Source organism: Nitrospira sp. (assembly GCA_024998565.1).
Lineage (GTDB): Bacteria > Nitrospirota > Nitrospiria > Nitrospirales > Nitrospiraceae > Nitrospira_A.
In genome coordinates this window covers 214,032-230,642 of sequence record JACOEM010000003.1, presented here as the reverse complement: position 1 = coordinate 230,642, position 16,611 = coordinate 214,032, and the positions used below count along the sequence as shown (strand labels likewise).

Sequence of the window (16,611 nt, the reverse complement as noted above, 5' to 3'; positions counted from 1 at the left end):
GGGCTTTATGTATACTCAATAAAGGGGAGTTCAGTGCGCTCAACCATGGAGGTGAAGCCATGACAACGCCACAGTTCATTCCCATTTGCTGCGGTTGCAACAATGTGCGGGACGATTCACGACATGAGGAGATGGAACCGGGATGGGGAACGTTGGACGCCTATCTCAACACCCATCATCTGACCAGCGGGGACTACCGGTTGACCCATACCTATTGCCCGTCCTGTTCGGTTCGATTTTCGAAACTGAGCCGCGAACACGCGGCCATCCCGGAAGCCTCGGCAAGTCGTTCGCTGTGAAACGTGAAACGGAAGACGTGAAACGTATCTCGGAGAACTTCGCCCGACGGATTATTAAGCAACCTGCTCGATAACAGCCTCGGCAATGGGCGACGTTTTACGTCCCACATTTCACGGCTAACGTTTTACGTTTCACATCTCAAGGAAGGTAAATGTCGGCCTTGACCGGCAGATGGTCTGAGGCCAGTCGGCTCCGGGGAGTATCGTGCGCTTCCACTGTGAGTAGCGCCTGAGCGGGAAAGATCCAGATCCGGTCCAGCGCCAACACCGGCCATCGAGCGGGAAAGGTGACCGGGGCAGCCGGGGAACCGAACACCCGACGCAAACCTCGCAAGGATTTTCCCCATACGTGCCACTCATTCAGGTCTCCCATCAAAATAGTGAGATCACGCCGGCTGAGTGCCAGGAGTTCCAACAATCGATCCGCTTGTTGCGGTCGTTCGCGAGGCCACAGTCCCAGGTGGGTATTGAGCACGTGAACCGTTCGGCCGCAGATTGTGAGCTCGACATCCAGCGCGCCCCTCGGTTCGTGCCGACCCACTGAGAGATCCCATCGCCGTACCCGATCCACCGGGTACCGGCTCAGCAGCGCGTTGCCATACCCCACACCTTCCCGTGACCACACAGGTCCGCCGATGGCTATCATCCCGGTTTTCTGCGCCAGCCACGGCGCAATAGGAGCGTGGTCCTGCCTTGGAAAATCAACTTCCTGCAAAGCAATGATGTCCGCATTGAGTTCTTGCGCCACACGCAGGATGCGACCGGGCTCATATCGCCCGTCCCGTCCGATAGCGCGATGGATATTGTAGGAGGCTACCCGCAGATGCATCGTGCTCCTATTCACACGGCCTCAGCCGGCCGGCGCCACCTGCTGAACGTTGCCGACATCCGGTGGGGTGCCCCTGACCTGTAACCGCCGCGACACGTACCAGGCGACACTCCATGCCGCAGCCATGAGCAGGCCCAGCACGCCAAAGGCGACGGGACTCGGATTGCGCAGGGCTTCCGCCAAACGGTCGACGAACGCCGACATCAGCACAATTCCGGGGCTCATGCCGAGCGCCGTCCCCAGCAGAAAATCGCGGAGCGACAGCGAGGTCGCCCCGGCAACCAGATTGACCATGGAAAAGGGCGCGATGGGCAGGAGCCTGACGATCAGAATCGCCCAGAATCCTCTTTGGGCAATCCGGCGGCTCAAATGCGCCACTCGACGGCCGGCAAACCGCTGCACTCGATATCTGCCCAAGGCCCGACCCAGGCCAAAAATGGTTACCGCGCTTAGGAGGGCGCCGGCCAGGGCGGATGGCGCACCGACCAGCGGGCCGAACGCCAGAATGGTCACCACGATCAACACCGTGATAGGAACCGCGAGAAAACCACCCACCAGGAAACCGCCCAGCATGACGAGCGAACCGGTAGGTCCTTGGCCGAAGGCCCGCACGGCATCAACCAGGTCGTTCACATTCATCCACTCACTCAGAGGGCTCCAACGCCACGCAGCGGCCAGGAGACCCAGTATCAGCAGCGCCGTATATCCAAGGAACACCCGGCGCCCCACATGTGCCCGCTCCCGATGTTGAACCACGGCCCCCAACACCTCATCCGCGGCCATGGGACGTTCGGGGTCGATCAGGAGTTGTTCCGGGATTGAAATGGCTTCGGCGGGGCTCTTGTCGAAGCATCCATCTTCCAGGCTCCGATCTCCGCCCCGCAGGTGATCGATCGCAGGCCCCAGGGAATCCAGCCGCCGGACATGCTCAGCCACCAGCTCAGGCTCGACGCCTAGATGTTCCCCGATCAATCCATTGCGCAATCTCGCAATCACCGCCTGGAGCCGGGAGGTTCCGACGGATTCGATCGCGAGATTACACTCCGTATCGAATCCCATCGAACGATTCGACACATTGGCCGACCCCAGGCAAACAAAATCTTCGTCAACGATGAGCAACTTGCTGTGCACCGCCACCATGTCCCTGCCCTGCGTGTTCGGTACGGTAGGCGCGTAGATGCGCAGACGTCCATAATGGTCGGCGAGTTCCAGCTCATGCAGGATACGGGAACGGAGCGCGTCCATCGTCTGGCGTTCCAACCATCCGTCGCAATTGTGACGAAGAACCAACACGACTTCCGGACCATCCTGCTCCATGAGCCGGGCCGCCAGGGCCCGACTGATCGTATTGGACGTAAAATACTGCGACTCGATATAAATAGAGCGGCGGGCGCGCTTGATTCCTTCCAGATAGGCCTGTTCGATCTCCCGGACCTCAGGTTGCCCCGCATAGGCAGGCTGGGTGCGCATGATACCGACGCCGCACTGTTCCACATCCGGCACGAGGGCGACCGGCCACAACTCCTCCACCGGCCGTCGGGCGGAGGGGGCGAGTCGCCGTCCCGTCGCGTTAAACCATCGGTCACGAGCCAACTCACCCAAGGCAGCGGCCGCCTCACCCGACACCATCATCTGAACATCGTGAAACGGCGCATAGGGTTGCCCGTCCGCGTCGACCCGAAGGGGATCCTGGCAAGCATGCGCAGGGGTATCCCATCGGGATTTCGTCAAATCCAGCCCTCCGACAAAAGCAATCGTGTCGTCGATGACCACAAGCTTCTGGTGATGCGAGGCGCCGATAGGATGCTGCCCATCCACCTGATAGGAGAGCCGACGGTGGCCGCTCCAGCCCGTCTGGGCCGTCGGCATCCACTCACGCTCCAGAGCGTAGATCATGGCGAAGTCCCAATTGAGCACATAGACTCGCAGCTTTCGCTTGCGCCGTAGGAGCGCCGACACAAACTCCCCGAGTTTCGACGGAAATTCGGACGGCTCGGCCGGGCCCCTGACCAATTCGATCTGCGTATCGAGATCCCATCCGACAATCATGATGGAATGTTTGGCGTGCAATGCGACATCCCGAAACGTCTTGAAATACGCTTCCCCATCGATCAAGAATCCGCACCGATCGCTTTGTTCCACGCGCCAACAAGTGCGGCCTCGTACCAAAAACGACTGCGGTGTCTGTTCCTGCCCCTGACATGCCCTCAGAACTTCGGCTCGCTCCATGCAACACCCTCCCGCATCCACGGTCACAGTCGTTCCACGCGCAGTCGGTCTCACAGGCGATGCGCGCAGTCACCTTAACTCAGACCACGCAGAATGCCCAGCTGGTCATACCCCTAGCTCTGGACCATCGATCAAGAGGTTTTCCTAGTGGGCGACTGACGCACTCTTCGGTAGGCTGACATCTGGATTCAGACCATAAGGAGGACAGACTGATGACCACGGCTGCAGCGCCCCACTCCATCGATCAACACCGAATCGACTGCATCCAGGCCTGCTTTGAGTGCGCCCGTCTGTGTAATACCTGCGGAGACGACATGATCGGTATGCCCCATGAAACAGAGCAGGATTTGATGACCCGCTGTATTCGACTCTGTCGGGACTGCGCCGACATCTGTCTTCTCTCGGCTCAGTGGATGGGCCGGACCTCCGCGTTCGCCGTCCGGCTGTGCGCCTGGTGCGCCGAGGTGTGTGAACTCTGTGCCGGCCTGTGTGAAGAACAGGCCCCGCACCACGCCCTCTGCGGTGACTGCGCGGCCGCATGCCGTCGCTGCGCCGAACTCTGCCATAAGATGGTGATGGAAACAGTGCCGAGTTCCTCCGGTGGTACGGCCTAGCCGACTGCATCTGATCGTCAGTCGTCACCAGGAACCGGCTTGAGAGGAGGTCATCATGTTACGCACCATCATCGGAGTCGGCCTGGTGAGTGGAGCCCTGCTCACGGGGTGGAGCCCCGCATGGAACGAAGTACCGGCTCCTGTTCCACATCCCGGTCCCGGGCCGACCGTTCCACCGAAACCGTCCGACCCGGTTCCGGCTCCACCCGATCCGAAATCAGCAAAACCGCCTCATCTATCAAGTAATCCACATATTTATCTCATGGCAGATGCGGCAACCGATCCGCAGGACATCGTCTCCGGAGTGCTGGCAAAAGTGGACTTGATCGCGAAACAGGGACTGCTCACGACCGATCTTGGTCGGGAAGTGGCTTTTCAAATCCCAAAACCGGAACTCTTTCTCAATTTATCTGTCGGTCAACGTGTCACCCTCAAACTCGATGAGCGACAACAGGCCGTCCGGGTGATGGACACCACGGCGCCTGAGATTCCTCCCTCTTTTCCCGCAAAATAAGCTACGTTGTCGTACACGCCCGATCGAACTAGGGGTTTCACTAGTGGGGCGACTTGGCCCAAGGTGCTACTACCCGTGCGCAGTGTGGATGTTGCGTCCTGGACCCTAGAGTCCGTCCATGACCTGGCACACAGAGTCATCATTCACCCCCGATGCGATTGACCAGCAGATGAATGCAAGCGAAACCTTCAGTTGGTTGACCGGCAGTGAAATGGGTGGCCGGATCCGGGCATTCGAGTGGCGCCGGACCCCGCTTGGGCCGATTGAACATTGGCCCGCCGCACTCGTGTCCACCCTCGGTGTCTGTCTCACGGCCCAAACCCCAATGGCCATCTACTGGGGGGCGGAAAACTGGCTCCTCTACAACGACGCCTGGCGACCGGTCGTCGGCGGGAAACACCCCTGGGCGCTCGGCCGGCCTGCGCGGGAAGTCTGGCCCGAGCTGTGGGAAACCATTCAGCACTACTTTCTCAGCGTCCATGCCACCGGGCAGGCGAACTGGCGGAGCGACGAACTCTTGCCGATGCAACGGTTCGGGTACACGGAGGAATGTTACTTCGACTACAGCTTGAACCCCATTCGCGGACAAAACGGCGCAGTCGAAGGCATCCTAAATATCGTCCAGGAAACCACCTACCGGGTCCTCAACGACCGGCGCATGCGCCTGCTGCGTGAACTGGCCTCCCGGTCTGGGTCCGCCCATAGCCAGCAGGATGCCTGCCGCCTGGCCATCGAAGCGCTCGCTACCGATCAAGCAGACGTACCCTTTGCGCTCCTCTACCATATCGACCGGGATCGTCGGTACGCGCACTTGATCGCATCCACGGGATTATCTCCGGAAAGTCCGGCTCGGCAAGAAACCGTGAGCCTCACGCTGGAGGATCCTGATACCGGGTGGCCGCTGTCAGCCCCTCTCCAAGAAGGTGTTCCGGTCATCGTCGACGACGTAGGCGACCGCTTCGGGCCCCTGTCCGGCGGGTACTGGCCTGAACCGACCAGGCAGGCCATCCTCCTGCCGCTCAGCACGGTACGCTGGGATGGCCGTGCCGTCATACTGGTGGCAGGAATCAACCCTCGCCGGCCGCTGGACGACGACTACCGCTCGTTCTTCACCATGGTCGAGTCTCACATCGCAGGAGCCCTTACCAATGCGGAGGCGTACTCTTCGGAGAAACGCCGGGCCGAAGCCCTGACCGAGCTCGATCGCGCCAAGACCGCGTTCTTCAGCAACGTCAGTCACGAATTCCGAACGCCGCTCACCCTCATGCTCGGGCCGCTGGAGGAGGAACTTCGTGAGCGCCCCCATGCGCCCCGCCTCGAGGTGGCACATCGCAACAGTCTCCGGCTGCTGAAACTGGTCAACACGCTGCTGGAATTTTCACGCCTGGAAGCAGGCCGCGTCGAGGCGCGCTATGAGCCGACCGATCTGGCAGCCTATAGCGCCGACCTCGCAAGCCAGTTCCGATCGGCTGTGGAGCAGGCAGGGCTGGTATTCCGGATCGACTGTCCGCCATTGCCTGAAACGATCTATGTCGATCGTGACATGTGGGAGAAGATCGTTCTGAACCTGCTCAGCAACGCCTTCAAATTCACTTTTCAGGGCCACATCGCGCTCTCACTGCATGCACAGACAGGCGGGGTGGAACTACATGTCCAGGATACCGGTGTCGGCATTCCGCCCGAAGCCCTCCCGAGGCTCTTCGAACGGTTCTATCGCGTGCAGGAAATGCGCAGCCGGACCTATGAAGGGAGCGGTATCGGCTTGGCGCTGGTTCAGGAGTTGGTCCACCTTCACGGAGGAACCGTCCGGGTCAGCAGCCACGTGGACCAAGGCAGCACCTTTGTCGTCACGCTGCCGTTCGGAAACGCCCATCTCCCGCCGGATAAGGTCGTCGCGCAAAGCCGATCAACCACACCCGAGACCGGAGTCAGACCCTATCTGGAGGAAGCGCTCCACTGGCTGCCCGAACCGGAACGCGAGACGAAGCCGACGGACAGGAGGCCTGAGCCTGCCGAAGCCCCTCTCTCCACAACGAGCGAGGAGACGGCCCGACCCAGGGTTCTCGTGGTCGATGACAATGCGGACATGCGCCAGTACATCATGCGTCTCTTGGCGGATCGGTACCACGTCACGGCCATGCCGGAAGGCATGGCCGCCTTGACCGAAGCCCGCCGGCAACCGCCGGATTTGATCCTCAGCGATATCATGATGCCGCACCTGGACGGTTTCGGGCTCCTTCAAGCCCTGCGAGACGACCCCGCCCTCAAAACCATTCCCGTCATTTTGCTCTCGGCGCGCGCAGGCGAAGAGTCCAGAATCGAAGGGCTGGGGCGTGGCGCGGACGACTATCTCGTCAAACCTTTCGGCGCCCGTGAATTACTCGCGCGAGTCGCCACCCATCTCGACATGGCGCGCGTCCGACGTGAGGCGCAAAGGGAGATTGCACACAGCGAGGCAAGGTTTGAGGCCATCGTCAGCCAAGCGACGGCCGCCGTCGCGCAGACCGATCTCACCGGGCGATTCCTGCTCGTGAATCAACGCTTCTGCGAGTTGCTCGGATACAGTGCAGCTGAACTGCTCGGGATGAACATGCAGCAGGTCACCGATCCGGAGGACCTGCCGGCCAACCTCGTGCTCTTTCATCGGTTGACCGCCGGCGGTCCGGACTTCGTGATTGAGAAGCGATACCGGCGCAAGGACGGGTCCGCGGTCTGGACCAGAGTCAGTGTCGGCGGGGTTCGGGAAGACGGCGAACTGCGCCATATCCTCGCCGTGGGGCTCGACATCACCGACCGCAAACGTCAGGAAGCGGAACTCCTGGCCCTCACCCACCGGCAATCCCTCTTGTACGATCTGGCGGACGTCGTCAACCGGGCGGAAACCCTGAGCGGCCTCTACGACAAAGCCATCGACACGATCATCAAGGCCCTGCATGCGGACCGCGCTTCGATTCTGCTGTTCGACGACGAAGGCGTGATGCGTTTCGAGGCCTGGCGCGGTCTGTCGCAGGCGTATCGAGAGGCAGTCGAGGGCCATTCACCCTGGCCCCCGGACCAGCAAGATCCCCCGGCCATCTTCATTCCTGATGTCGCCTCGTCCGGTCTCCACACTTCTTTGCGATCGGTCATTCAGAGCGAAGGGATCTCCGCGCTGGGCTTTATCCCGCTGACCTTCGGCGGCCGGTTACTCGGCAAGTTCATGATGTATTTCGACCGGCCCCACGTGATGGACGAGCAGGAGAGAGGCCTGGCTCAGACGATCGCCAGGACCCTGGCTCTCGGGATCGAACGGGCCCGGGCCGGCGAGTTGTTGCGGTCCAATGAGGAACGACTTCGTTTGGCCATGGCAGCCGGCTCGATGGGTGCGTGGGACGCGGACCTCTCGACCGGAGCGACCAATTGGGACGCCAAACAATACGAGCTGTTCGACAGACCAAGAGACAGGCCCCTGACGCATGCGGAGCACTTCTACGAATCCATCCATCCGGACGATGTGTGCCGCGTAAAGGAAGCGGCCGCGGAGGCTTTGACGACGGGCTCATTCTCCCAGGAGTTTCGAGTGGTCGCGCAGGACGGCTCGATCCGCTGGCTTGCCGGACAGGGAGCGACGGTCAGGAACAACCAGGGAGAGGCCATCCGGATGGTCGGGATCAATTACGACATCACGAGACGCAAGCACGTGGAGGAAGCCCTCCAGCGGTCTGCCTCCGATCTGGAGCAGCGGGTGGTGGAACGCACTCTCGAACTGTCTCAGTCTCGGGAACAGCTGCGGGCGCTCGCCACCGAATTGAATCTCGCCGGACAGCGGGAACGGCAACATCTGGCAACTGAACTGCACGATTATCTGGCGCAACTTCTGGCCCTGAGCCGGATCCGTCTGGCCCAGGCCAAACAGCAACCCATGACGACGGCCTTGGGAAAGATCCTGAGCGAGTTGCAGGACGTGATGGATCAGGCCCTGACCTATACCCGCACCCTCGTGGCCCAACTCAGCCCGCCGATTCTGAAAGAATTCGGATTGCCGATGGCCCTAAAGTGGTTGGCGGAACAAATGATACAACGGGACCTGCAGGTATCCCTGGAGCTCGGAACAGAGCACCTCGCCCTGCCGGAGGACCAGGCCATGCTGCTGTTCCAATCGGTACGCGAACTGCTGATGAATATCGTGAAACATGCGTCTGCCAAGCAGGCGCGGATCACGGTCAGGGAGGAGGAGGGTTGGCTGCATATTACCGTCGCAGACCAGGGCCGAGGCTTCTCCCCTCCGGACTCTGTTCCGGCGGCGGGCTCCACAGGTATCCCGGGCTTCGGACTGTTCAGCATACGCGAGCGCATGCTCGCACTCGGCGGCCGCTTTGAATTGCAATCCCAGCCCGGCCGGGGCACTGAGGCCACGTTGACCGCGCCGCTGGCGCCCGGCAAGACGCGCGCGAAACAACCGGCAGGAATGGACGGGACGGTCCCGAACACTGTGCCCCTCGCTAGGAAACCAGAGGCGGCTGAGCAGGCGGGTGCGACCGGCGAACTCGAGCCTGTCGATCACCCCATCCGCGTGTTGATCGCCGACGACCATGCCATGGTGCGGCAGGGTCTGTGCGGACTACTGGCCGCCTATGGGAATATCCAAGTCGTAGGAGAGGCGGCCGATGGTGAAGAGGCCGTCACCCTGACGATCCAATTGCAGCCCGACGTCGTGCTCATGGACGTCAACATGCCGCAGATGGACGGCATTGAAGCCACCAGACGGATCAAGCAAGTCCTTCCCGCGACGATCATCATCGGGCTCTCCGTACAAAACGCAGCCCATGTGGGACGCGTGATGAAGGAAGCCGGTGCGGCGGCCTTTCTCAACAAGGAGGCTGCGGTGGAAGACTTGTACCAGACCATCCAGGTCGCCCGGAAGGAACTGCTGCAGGTCCCATGATACGATTCCAACAATCCCCCAATCCCCTGCTGTCCGGAGCAATCGTCTTCTCTCTGGCAACCGTCTTCGTGCTGGATTTTTATACGCCGCTCGGCATCACCATCTGGGTCCTCTACCTGGTCCCGCTCGTATTGGCCTATCTCTTCTGGTTTCCGGTGACCCCCTTTGCCGTGGCGGGAGCCGTCACGGTCCTGACAGTGGCAGGCCTCTACCTGAGTCCTCCGGGTATTGATCCGTCTATCTCACGCATCAATCGCCTGGTTGGTATCGCCACCTCCTGGGCACTGGCCGCGTTCGGCGCCCATTTCATCCGCAACCGGCTCGCCATGCGCAAAGAAGAATGGATGCGGGCAGGTCAGACCCTCCTCAGCGAACGGATGATGGGAGAGTTGGCGCTGAACAGCCTGGGCGAAAACCTGTTGCATAGCCTTGCCACCTACCTGGGAGCGGAAGCCGGGGCCATCTTCATCGACAACGGGAGCGGGTTTCACCGCGCCGCGACCTATGGGATCCCGGAAGGCACTGCCCTGCCGGAACGGTTCACGGCGGGCGATGGACTCCTGGGCCAGGCGCTCCAGCACAAACACACGGTTGTGGTGCAGGACTTGCCGGAGGGGTATTTCACCATCGGCTCCGGTTTGGGACGAAGCGCTCCGCGCCACCTGATGATCGCACCGTTGAGCGTCGATGGACGCGTGAACACCGTCCTGGAACTCGGATTTTTCACCCGAGTGACGGAATCCGATCGGGAGTTCGTCGATCGCGTGGCGGAATCGATCGCCGTTGCCGTCCGGTCGGCCCGATACCGGACTCGCCTTCAGGACCTCCTGGAAGAGACCCAACGGCAAGCCGAGGAGTTGCAGGTGCAAAGTGAGGAGCTCCGCGTCGCCAACGAAGAACTGGAGGAACAGAGTCGGGCGCTGAAGGAGTCGCACGGCCGCCTCGAACAACAACAGGCGGAACTGGAACAAACCAACTCCCAGTTGGAGGAGCAAGCCCAAATCCTCGAAATTCAGAAGGAAGATCTGAATAAATCGACGGCGATTCTCGAATCGCAAACCAGACAGTTGGAGCGGGCCAGTCGCTACAAATCCGAGTTTCTGGCCAACATGTCGCACGAAATGCGGACGCCCCTGAACTCGACGCTGATCCTAACGAAACTGTTGGCCGACAATCCCCAGGGCAATCTCACGGCCGACCAGATCAAATCGCTCACGACGATCGAATCCTCCGGCCATGACTTGCTGGCGCTGATCGACGACGTCCTGGACCTGGCCAAGGTGGAAGCGGGACGCATCGACCTTACTCCGCAACAAGTGCCGATTCCGAGGCTCCTCGACAGCTTGCGGTCGATGTTCCAACCACTCGCGGAACAACGGGGCCTCCGGCTCATCATGCAACAGCGTCCTGGCACACCCGATTCGTTCGAGACCGACTCGCAACGGCTCGAACAGGTGCTGAAGAATCTTCTGTCGAACGCCATCAAATTCACCGAGATCGGCGAAGTGTCGCTCGAAGTATCCCGCCTCCCGGACAGCCGCCTGGCCTTCTCGGTTCAGGACAGCGGCATCGGTATTCCGCAGGACCAGCATGAGCTGATTTTCGAACCTTTCTGCCAGGGCGACGGCACCACCAGCCGGAAATACGGCGGAACCGGACTCGGACTTTCCATTTCGCGCGAATTCGTTCGACTGCTGGGGGGAGACATTCATTTGTCGAGTGCTCCCGGCCAGGGCAGTACCTTCACCGTGCTCCTCCCTCAACGCTTCTCGTCTGCGCCGTTACCGGCGCCTGCCCGCTCCCTCCAAGGACAACCGCCGCCTGCGGCGATCAGCCCCGGCGACATTCCGCGCTTGCCTGCCATTCCGTCCGAAAATCGGGTCGCGACGACACCCATCGACGATGATCGTGAACGGCTGGCCGCCAACCGGCGGGTGATTTTGATCGTCGAGGATGACGAACCCTTTTCAAAGATTCTTGCGGACCTGGCCCATGAACTCAATTTTCAGGTCCTGATCGCCACGACGGCCGCCGATGCCCTGGCGCTGTCCTCGCGCTACCTGCCGAGCGCGGTCATTCTCGATATCGGACTTCCGGACCATTCCGGGCTCTCCGTCATCGACCGACTGAAAGCCGATCCGAGGACGCGTCATATTCCGATCCACGTCGTGTCGGGTCTCGATTATGAAAAAACCGCACTCTCGTTGGGCGCCGTCGGCTACATGCTCAAACCGGTGAAGCGGGATCAGCTGGTGGAGGCCTTCCGGCAATTCGAGACCAGGCTGACGGATAAACCGCGGCGGGTGTTGATCGTGGAGGACGACCCCGCCCAGCGTGAGAGCCTGCGGCTGCTGCTCGGTTCAGACGAAGTCGAAACGATCGGCGCAGACAGCGCGGCGGAATGCCTCGCCCATCTCGCCGAACGCACCTTCGATTGCATGGTGCTCGACCTCACGCTACCCGATGCGTCGGGCTTTTCGTTGCTCGAAACGCTGAGCCGAGAAGAACACCTCGCATTTCCACCGGTGATCGTCTATACGGGCCGGGAGCTTTCTCCCGATGAGGAACAGCGGCTGCGCAAATATTCAAGTTCGATCATTATCAAGGGCGCGAAATCTCCGGAACGGCTGCTGGACGAAGTGACCCTGTTCCTCCATCAGGTCGTGACGGCGCTGCCGCCCGAGCAACAGCGGATGCTGGAGAAAGCGCGCAGCCGGAACGCCGTGCTCGAAAGCCGGCGCATCCTCATCGTCGAAGACGACGTACGGAACATTTTTGCCTTGAGCGCGGTTCTCGAACCGCATGGGGCGAAGATCGAGATCGCGCGGAACGGTCGCGAGTCGCTGACCGTTCTTGAGGAGTCGCTCCGGAGCGACGACCGGCTCATCGACCTCGTATTGATGGATATCATGATGCCTGAAATGGATGGCCTCACGGCCATGCGCGCGATCCGCGAACGGCCGGAATGGCACAAACTTCCCATCATCGCCCTGACGGCCAAGGCGATGAAGAACGACCAGGAGCAGGCGCTGGCCTCCGGGGCGAACGACTACATGGCCAAACCGCTCGATGTGGATCAGTTGCTGTCGCTCGTGCGGGTATGGATGCCCCGATGAGCCCCGACACGGCGCTGAAGACAGAAGATCTCGAGCTGCAGCTGTTTCTGGAAGCCCTGTATCAACGGTATCACTATGATTTTCGCGGCTACTCCAAAGCCTCGATCAAACGGCGACTCCTGCTGGCACGCGAACGCATCGGGTGCAGCACCTTCTCCGCGCTGCAAGAGCGAATGCTGCACGATAGCGCGGTGCTCCCCCAGCTGCTGGACTACCTGACCGTGCAGGTCAGCGATATGTTTCGCGATCCCGGCTATTTTCGCGCACTGCGGGAACAGATCCTTCCCCACCTCAAGACCTATCCTTCATTGAAGGTCTGGGTGGCCGGCTGCAGTTCGGGTGAAGAATTGTACTCCCTGGCTATTCTGTTTCGTGAGGAAGGGCTGGAGAGCAAAACCATGTTTTATGCCACCGACATCAACGCCGGCGCGCTCGCCAAGGCCGAGGCCGGGGTCTACGACCTCCAGCGGATCGCCCTCTTTACGAGGAATCACCGTCTGGCCGGCGGGAAGGGTTCGCTATCGGACTACTATACGGCCGCATACGGGGCGGCCAGGTTCGATAAGTCACTCCGCCGGCGGACGGTCTTCTCCGATCATAGTCTGGTCTCGGATTCGGTCTTCGCCGAGGTGCAGCTAGTGTCCTGCCGGAACGTGCTGATTTATTTCGACCGGCCGATGCAGGACCGCGCCATCGGACTGTTCAGGGAGGCCCTCGTCCGAAAAGGGTTTCTCGGGATCGGCGCCAGAGAGAGTCTGCGCTTCAACGCCCACGTCCAGGCGTTCACGGAATTACTCCCCGGCGAGCGGATTTATCAGAAACGAGGCGATGAATGACGGCGCTCCCCCTGCAGGAATGCCTGCGAGAATCACGCGCCATCGTCATCGGAGCGTCCGCCGGCGCGGTCGCCGCGCTGTCGCGCCTCCTGCCCCCGCTGACGGCAGACTTCCCGCTGGCAATCCTGGTGACGGTACACGTGCCCGCCGACAAGCCCAACAATATTCCGGCCTTGTTACAGACAAAGTGCCGGATTGTGATCAAAGAGGCGGAGGATAAGGAGCCCATCGTGCCCGGAACCGTCTACTTTGCGCCGCCCGACTATCATCTGCTCGTGGAGCGGGATCGACGCCTGTCGCTGTCGAATGAGGAGCCGGTGAACTTCTCCCGCCCGTCGGTGGACGTGCTCTTCGAATCCGCTGCGGACGCGTACGGCAAGGACTTACTCGCAATCGTGCTCAGCGGTGCGAACGAGGACGGCGCCAGGGGGGCTCGTGCAGTCAGCGAAGCCGGCGGGATCGTCGTAGTGCAAAGTCCTGATTCCGCCGAGGCCCGCATGATGCCGGAATCCGCCCTGACGGCCTGTCCGGAGGCGCGAGTGATGGACCTGAATGCCCTCGCGGAGCTGTTGTGCGCCTGGGGAGGCATCGTCCAATGCTGACCGCTTCACCGGCCAAATTTCTCTTAGTCGACGACCATGAGCCCAACCTCGTGGCCCTGAGCGCCGTCCTATCCCGCGACGACGTCGAAATGTTACGCGCCAGGTCCGGGAGGGAAGCGCTCGAACTGTTGCTCCGACACGACATCGCCCTGGCTATCATCGACGTCCAGATGCCGGTCATGGACGGCTTTGAACTGGCGGAACTCATGCGAGGCTCTCACCGCACCCAGCATGTGCCGATTATTTTTCTGACGGCAGGGCCTCAAGACAACCTCCGCCGCTTTCGCGGGTATCAGGCCGGCGCGGTGGATTTTCTCTACAAACCCATCGAGCCGGACGTGTTGCGCAGCAAGACCGGGATTTTCCTGGACCTGTACCGGCAGCGGGAGGAGCTGGCCAGACAGCGTGACACATTTATTACATTGGCCGAAGAAAAGGCCCGCCTCCTGAAGGAACGAGACGAGGCCGATCGTCGGCTGCGGGAGAGCGACATACGCTTCAGGACATTAGCCGACAGTGCACCGGTGATCATCTGGATGAACGGACCGTCCGGCTGCGAATTCGTCAACCAGGCCTGCCTCGACTTCCTGGGCATCGACCACCTGGGCCAGATTGACCTGCTCGACTGGGCTCGCCACGTCCATCCGGACGATCGCGATCAGGCAGCCACAGTCTACCGGCAGGCGGTCGAGGGTCGAACCCGTTTCGAGGCCTCTTTGCGCTGTCGGCGGCGGGACGGCACCTATCGATGGATACGTTCTGTCGGGATGCCGAATCTCTCTGCCGACGGAGGCGTCCTCGGCTACATCGGGGCGAGTTTCGACGTCACCGAAAGCAAGGAAGCCGAAGCACGCCTGCAGCGATGGAGCATAGATCTTGAACGGGCGGTCAGCCAGAAGACAGCGGAATTGCTGCAATCGCAGGAGCAACTTCGTGCGCTGACGACGGAGTTGAACCTGACCGAGCAACGGGAACGCAAACGACTGGCCACGGAGCTCCACGACTACCTGGCTCAATTGCTGGTGGTCGTGCGGATGAAATTACGGCAGACCATTCCGCTGATCACGGGGGAGCGTGTTCCCGAATTGTTGAAAGACGCCGACCACGCCCTGACTCAATCGCTGGACTACACCCGGTCGCTCGTCGCAGAGTTGACGCCCCCCACCCTCAAGGAATTCGGCCTGCTCCAGGCACTGACCTGGCTGGCCGCCCAAATGCACCGCCACGGACTCGCCGTCACCGTGCGACAGGAGGCAGCGCCCCTGCCGCTCCCGGAAGACCAGGCGGTGCTCCTGTTTCAATCCGTGCGCGAACTACTTTTTAACGTGCTTAAACATGCCAAGGCTACGGAGGCGACCATCGTGTTCTCGGTGAGAGACGACGGCCAGTTGAAGGTGATGGTCGCCGATGACGGATGCGGGTTTGTCACTGCGCCGCAACATCGGTCCGGAACCACCGCCAACCGCTTCGGTCTGTTCAGCATTCGAGAGCGCATGGCCTCCATGGGCGGGCAATTGGTGATCGAATCCGTCCTGGGCGGCGGGACACGCGCCATCCTCACGACGCCTTACTGGAACAGCCGGGAGAAACCGGAGGACAACGACACCCTGGCCCAGGCGGAGTCACGGGCCCCCTCGCTGCGCACCGGGTCCACAGACGTGGAGCACCTTTCCCATTCCCATCACCCCACGTCGAAAATCGGCATTCTACTGGTGGACGACCACGCCATGGTCCGCCAGGGATTGCGGAGCGTGCTGGAACATTATGACGACGTTGCGGTGGTGGGCGAGGCGTCAACCGGTCGAGAAGCCATTGAGTTCGTCGAACGGTTGCGGCCTGCGGTGGTGGTCATGGATATCAATATGCCTGAGACCAACGGGATCGATGCGACGGTCGAAATCAAGGCACGGCATCCGGACGTCGCCGTCATCGGGCTCTCTGTGCAAAACACCGGCGAGGCACGGGAGGCCATGCTGCAGGCCGGCGCCACCACCTTGCTCTCGAAAGAATCGGCCGTCGACGAACTCTATGCCGCGATCCGCCAGGCGCTGGCAGACGAGGGAGTGCCAGGCTGAGTCGCCGCTCACCACATGACGATGGAACGCCAGCGATGCCCCAAATCTGCGGTCGGGACGGACATTCGCACGATGCCTGCCTCGATGGTCACCCTGGCATGTTCGATTTGGGCATCGGTGGGCAGAGGCACGTATCGCTGCACCGACCCGCCGGCGAGAATGATGCCTTGTCGGGCAAACTCAACGGCAATATCCTCGGCATGGGACATGTCCGGCATCGCTCGAAAGTCTGCATAGACATTGAATGTACCATCGGACTCAGACACCTCAATCACAGGGCCTTGCTGAATGGCGCACGAAGAAGCCGGCGGGGTACCAGTTCCCTGTTGAAATCCCTGAGCGGAGGCATTCGACCGCATTCCATCGATCTCACCGCCGAGCGTATGCTTCATGCTTGCTCCAATCATGTGATGGTGGGAACCTCGCTGTATCCTGGTGGTACCTTACGGCATCTCGTCCGTGGGACTACTAGGATTTCCCCGGGATTCGGACCTGGAAGATGCTAGCGGTTTGCCTAGTTGTTCACAGGGGCCCGACATCCTAGTATCAGGTCCGCGCCCGAGTCGGTCTCTG

At 61.1% G+C, this 16,611-nt stretch carries 11 protein-coding genes; 8 read left to right on the top strand and 3 right to left on the bottom strand.

What is annotated here, in order from left to right; genetic code table 11:
- Nucleotides 1-59: 59 nt before the first annotated feature.
- Nucleotides 60-299 carry a hypothetical protein gene (locus H8K11_07515; GenBank protein MCS6263594.1) on the top strand — a complete coding sequence of 80 codons (240 nt, stop codon included), beginning with the start codon at nucleotides 60-62 and terminating at the stop codon, nucleotides 297-299.
- Nucleotides 300-438: 139 nt separating this feature from the next.
- Here the strand turns inward: H8K11_07515 and H8K11_07510 are convergent, their stop codons facing one another.
- A complete protein-coding gene (locus tag H8K11_07510) occupies nucleotides 439-1,128 on the bottom strand; it encodes an endonuclease/exonuclease/phosphatase family protein (protein MCS6263593.1) in 690 nt (229 codons plus the stop codon).
- 21 nt (nucleotides 1,129-1,149) lie between these two features.
- The gene (locus H8K11_07505; GenBank protein MCS6263592.1) at nucleotides 1,150-3,357 is read right to left on the bottom strand and encodes a VTT domain-containing protein; all 2,208 of its coding nucleotides are present in this window, start codon (nucleotides 3,355-3,357) and stop codon (nucleotides 1,150-1,152) included.
- Between the two features lie 212 nt (nucleotides 3,358-3,569).
- On the opposite strand from H8K11_07505, the gene H8K11_07500 reads away from it, so the two are divergent.
- The 7 genes from H8K11_07500 (at nucleotide 3,570) to H8K11_07470 (ending at nucleotide 16,038) form a co-directional block, all read left to right on the top strand.
- The gene (locus H8K11_07500) at nucleotides 3,570-3,971 is read left to right on the top strand and encodes a four-helix bundle copper-binding protein (GenBank protein ID MCS6263591.1); all 402 of its coding nucleotides are present in this window, start codon (nucleotides 3,570-3,572) and stop codon (nucleotides 3,969-3,971) included.
- A gap of 55 nt (nucleotides 3,972-4,026) precedes the next feature.
- A complete protein-coding gene (locus H8K11_07495; GenBank protein MCS6263590.1) occupies nucleotides 4,027-4,485 on the top strand; it encodes a hypothetical protein in 459 nt (152 codons plus the stop codon).
- A 118-nt stretch (nucleotides 4,486-4,603) separates the two neighbouring features.
- Nucleotides 4,604-9,409: a response regulator gene (locus H8K11_07490; protein ID MCS6263589.1), complete on the top strand. Its 4,806-nt coding sequence runs from the start codon at nucleotides 4,604-4,606 to the stop codon at nucleotides 9,407-9,409.
- Nucleotides 9,406-12,525, top strand: a complete 3,120-nt coding sequence (locus H8K11_07485; protein MCS6263588.1) for a response regulator — start codon at nucleotides 9,406-9,408, stop codon at nucleotides 12,523-12,525. Before H8K11_07490 ends, H8K11_07485 begins: the two co-directional genes overlap by 4 nt.
- Nucleotides 12,510-13,361, top strand: a complete 852-nt coding sequence (locus H8K11_07480) for a protein-glutamate O-methyltransferase CheR (protein MCS6263587.1) — start codon at nucleotides 12,510-12,512, stop codon at nucleotides 13,359-13,361. Before H8K11_07485 ends, H8K11_07480 begins: the two co-directional genes overlap by 16 nt.
- On the top strand, nucleotides 13,358-13,963 hold the full coding sequence (locus H8K11_07475) for a chemotaxis protein CheB (protein MCS6263586.1): 606 nt from the start codon (nucleotides 13,358-13,360) through the stop codon (nucleotides 13,961-13,963). The genes H8K11_07480 and H8K11_07475 overlap by 4 nt, the downstream gene beginning before the upstream one ends.
- Nucleotides 13,957-16,038 carry a response regulator gene (locus H8K11_07470; protein ID MCS6263585.1) on the top strand — a complete coding sequence of 694 codons (2,082 nt, stop codon included), beginning with the start codon at nucleotides 13,957-13,959 and terminating at the stop codon, nucleotides 16,036-16,038. The genes H8K11_07475 and H8K11_07470 overlap by 7 nt, the downstream gene beginning before the upstream one ends.
- Nucleotides 16,039-16,046: 8 nt before the next feature.
- Here H8K11_07470 and H8K11_07465 read toward each other — a convergent pair whose 3' ends face one another.
- Nucleotides 16,047-16,430 (bottom strand): hypothetical protein, encoded by a 384-nt coding sequence (locus H8K11_07465; protein MCS6263584.1) that lies wholly within the window; start codon nucleotides 16,428-16,430, stop codon nucleotides 16,047-16,049.
- Nucleotides 16,431-16,611: the final 181 nt, after the last annotated feature.

Bases quoted from the DNA above. Each gene is read 5' to 3' on its own strand.
- H8K11_07515 (MCS6263594.1), top strand. From the start codon at position 60: ATGACAACGCCACAGTTCATTCCCATTTGCTGCGGTTGCAACAATGTG.
- H8K11_07495 (MCS6263590.1), top strand. From the start codon at position 4,027: ATGTTACGCACCATCATCGGAGTCGGCCTGGTGAGTGGAGCCCTGCTC.
- H8K11_07505 (MCS6263592.1), bottom strand. From the start codon at position 3,357: ATGGAGCGAGCCGAAGTTCTGAGGGCATGTCAGGGGCAGGAACAGACA.
- H8K11_07510 (MCS6263593.1), bottom strand. From the start codon at position 1,128: ATGCATCTGCGGGTAGCCTCCTACAATATCCATCGCGCTATCGGACGG.
- H8K11_07475 (MCS6263586.1), top strand. From the start codon at position 13,358: ATGACGGCGCTCCCCCTGCAGGAATGCCTGCGAGAATCACGCGCCATC.
- H8K11_07485 (MCS6263588.1), top strand. From the start codon at position 9,406: ATGATACGATTCCAACAATCCCCCAATCCCCTGCTGTCCGGAGCAATC.
- H8K11_07490 (MCS6263589.1), top strand. From the start codon at position 4,604: ATGACCTGGCACACAGAGTCATCATTCACCCCCGATGCGATTGACCAG.
- H8K11_07480 (MCS6263587.1), top strand. From the start codon at position 12,510: ATGGATGCCCCGATGAGCCCCGACACGGCGCTGAAGACAGAAGATCTC.
- H8K11_07500 (MCS6263591.1), top strand. From the start codon at position 3,570: ATGACCACGGCTGCAGCGCCCCACTCCATCGATCAACACCGAATCGAC.
- H8K11_07470 (MCS6263585.1), top strand. From the start codon at position 13,957: ATGCTGACCGCTTCACCGGCCAAATTTCTCTTAGTCGACGACCATGAG.
- H8K11_07465 (MCS6263584.1), bottom strand. From the start codon at position 16,430: ATGAAGCATACGCTCGGCGGTGAGATCGATGGAATGCGGTCGAATGCC.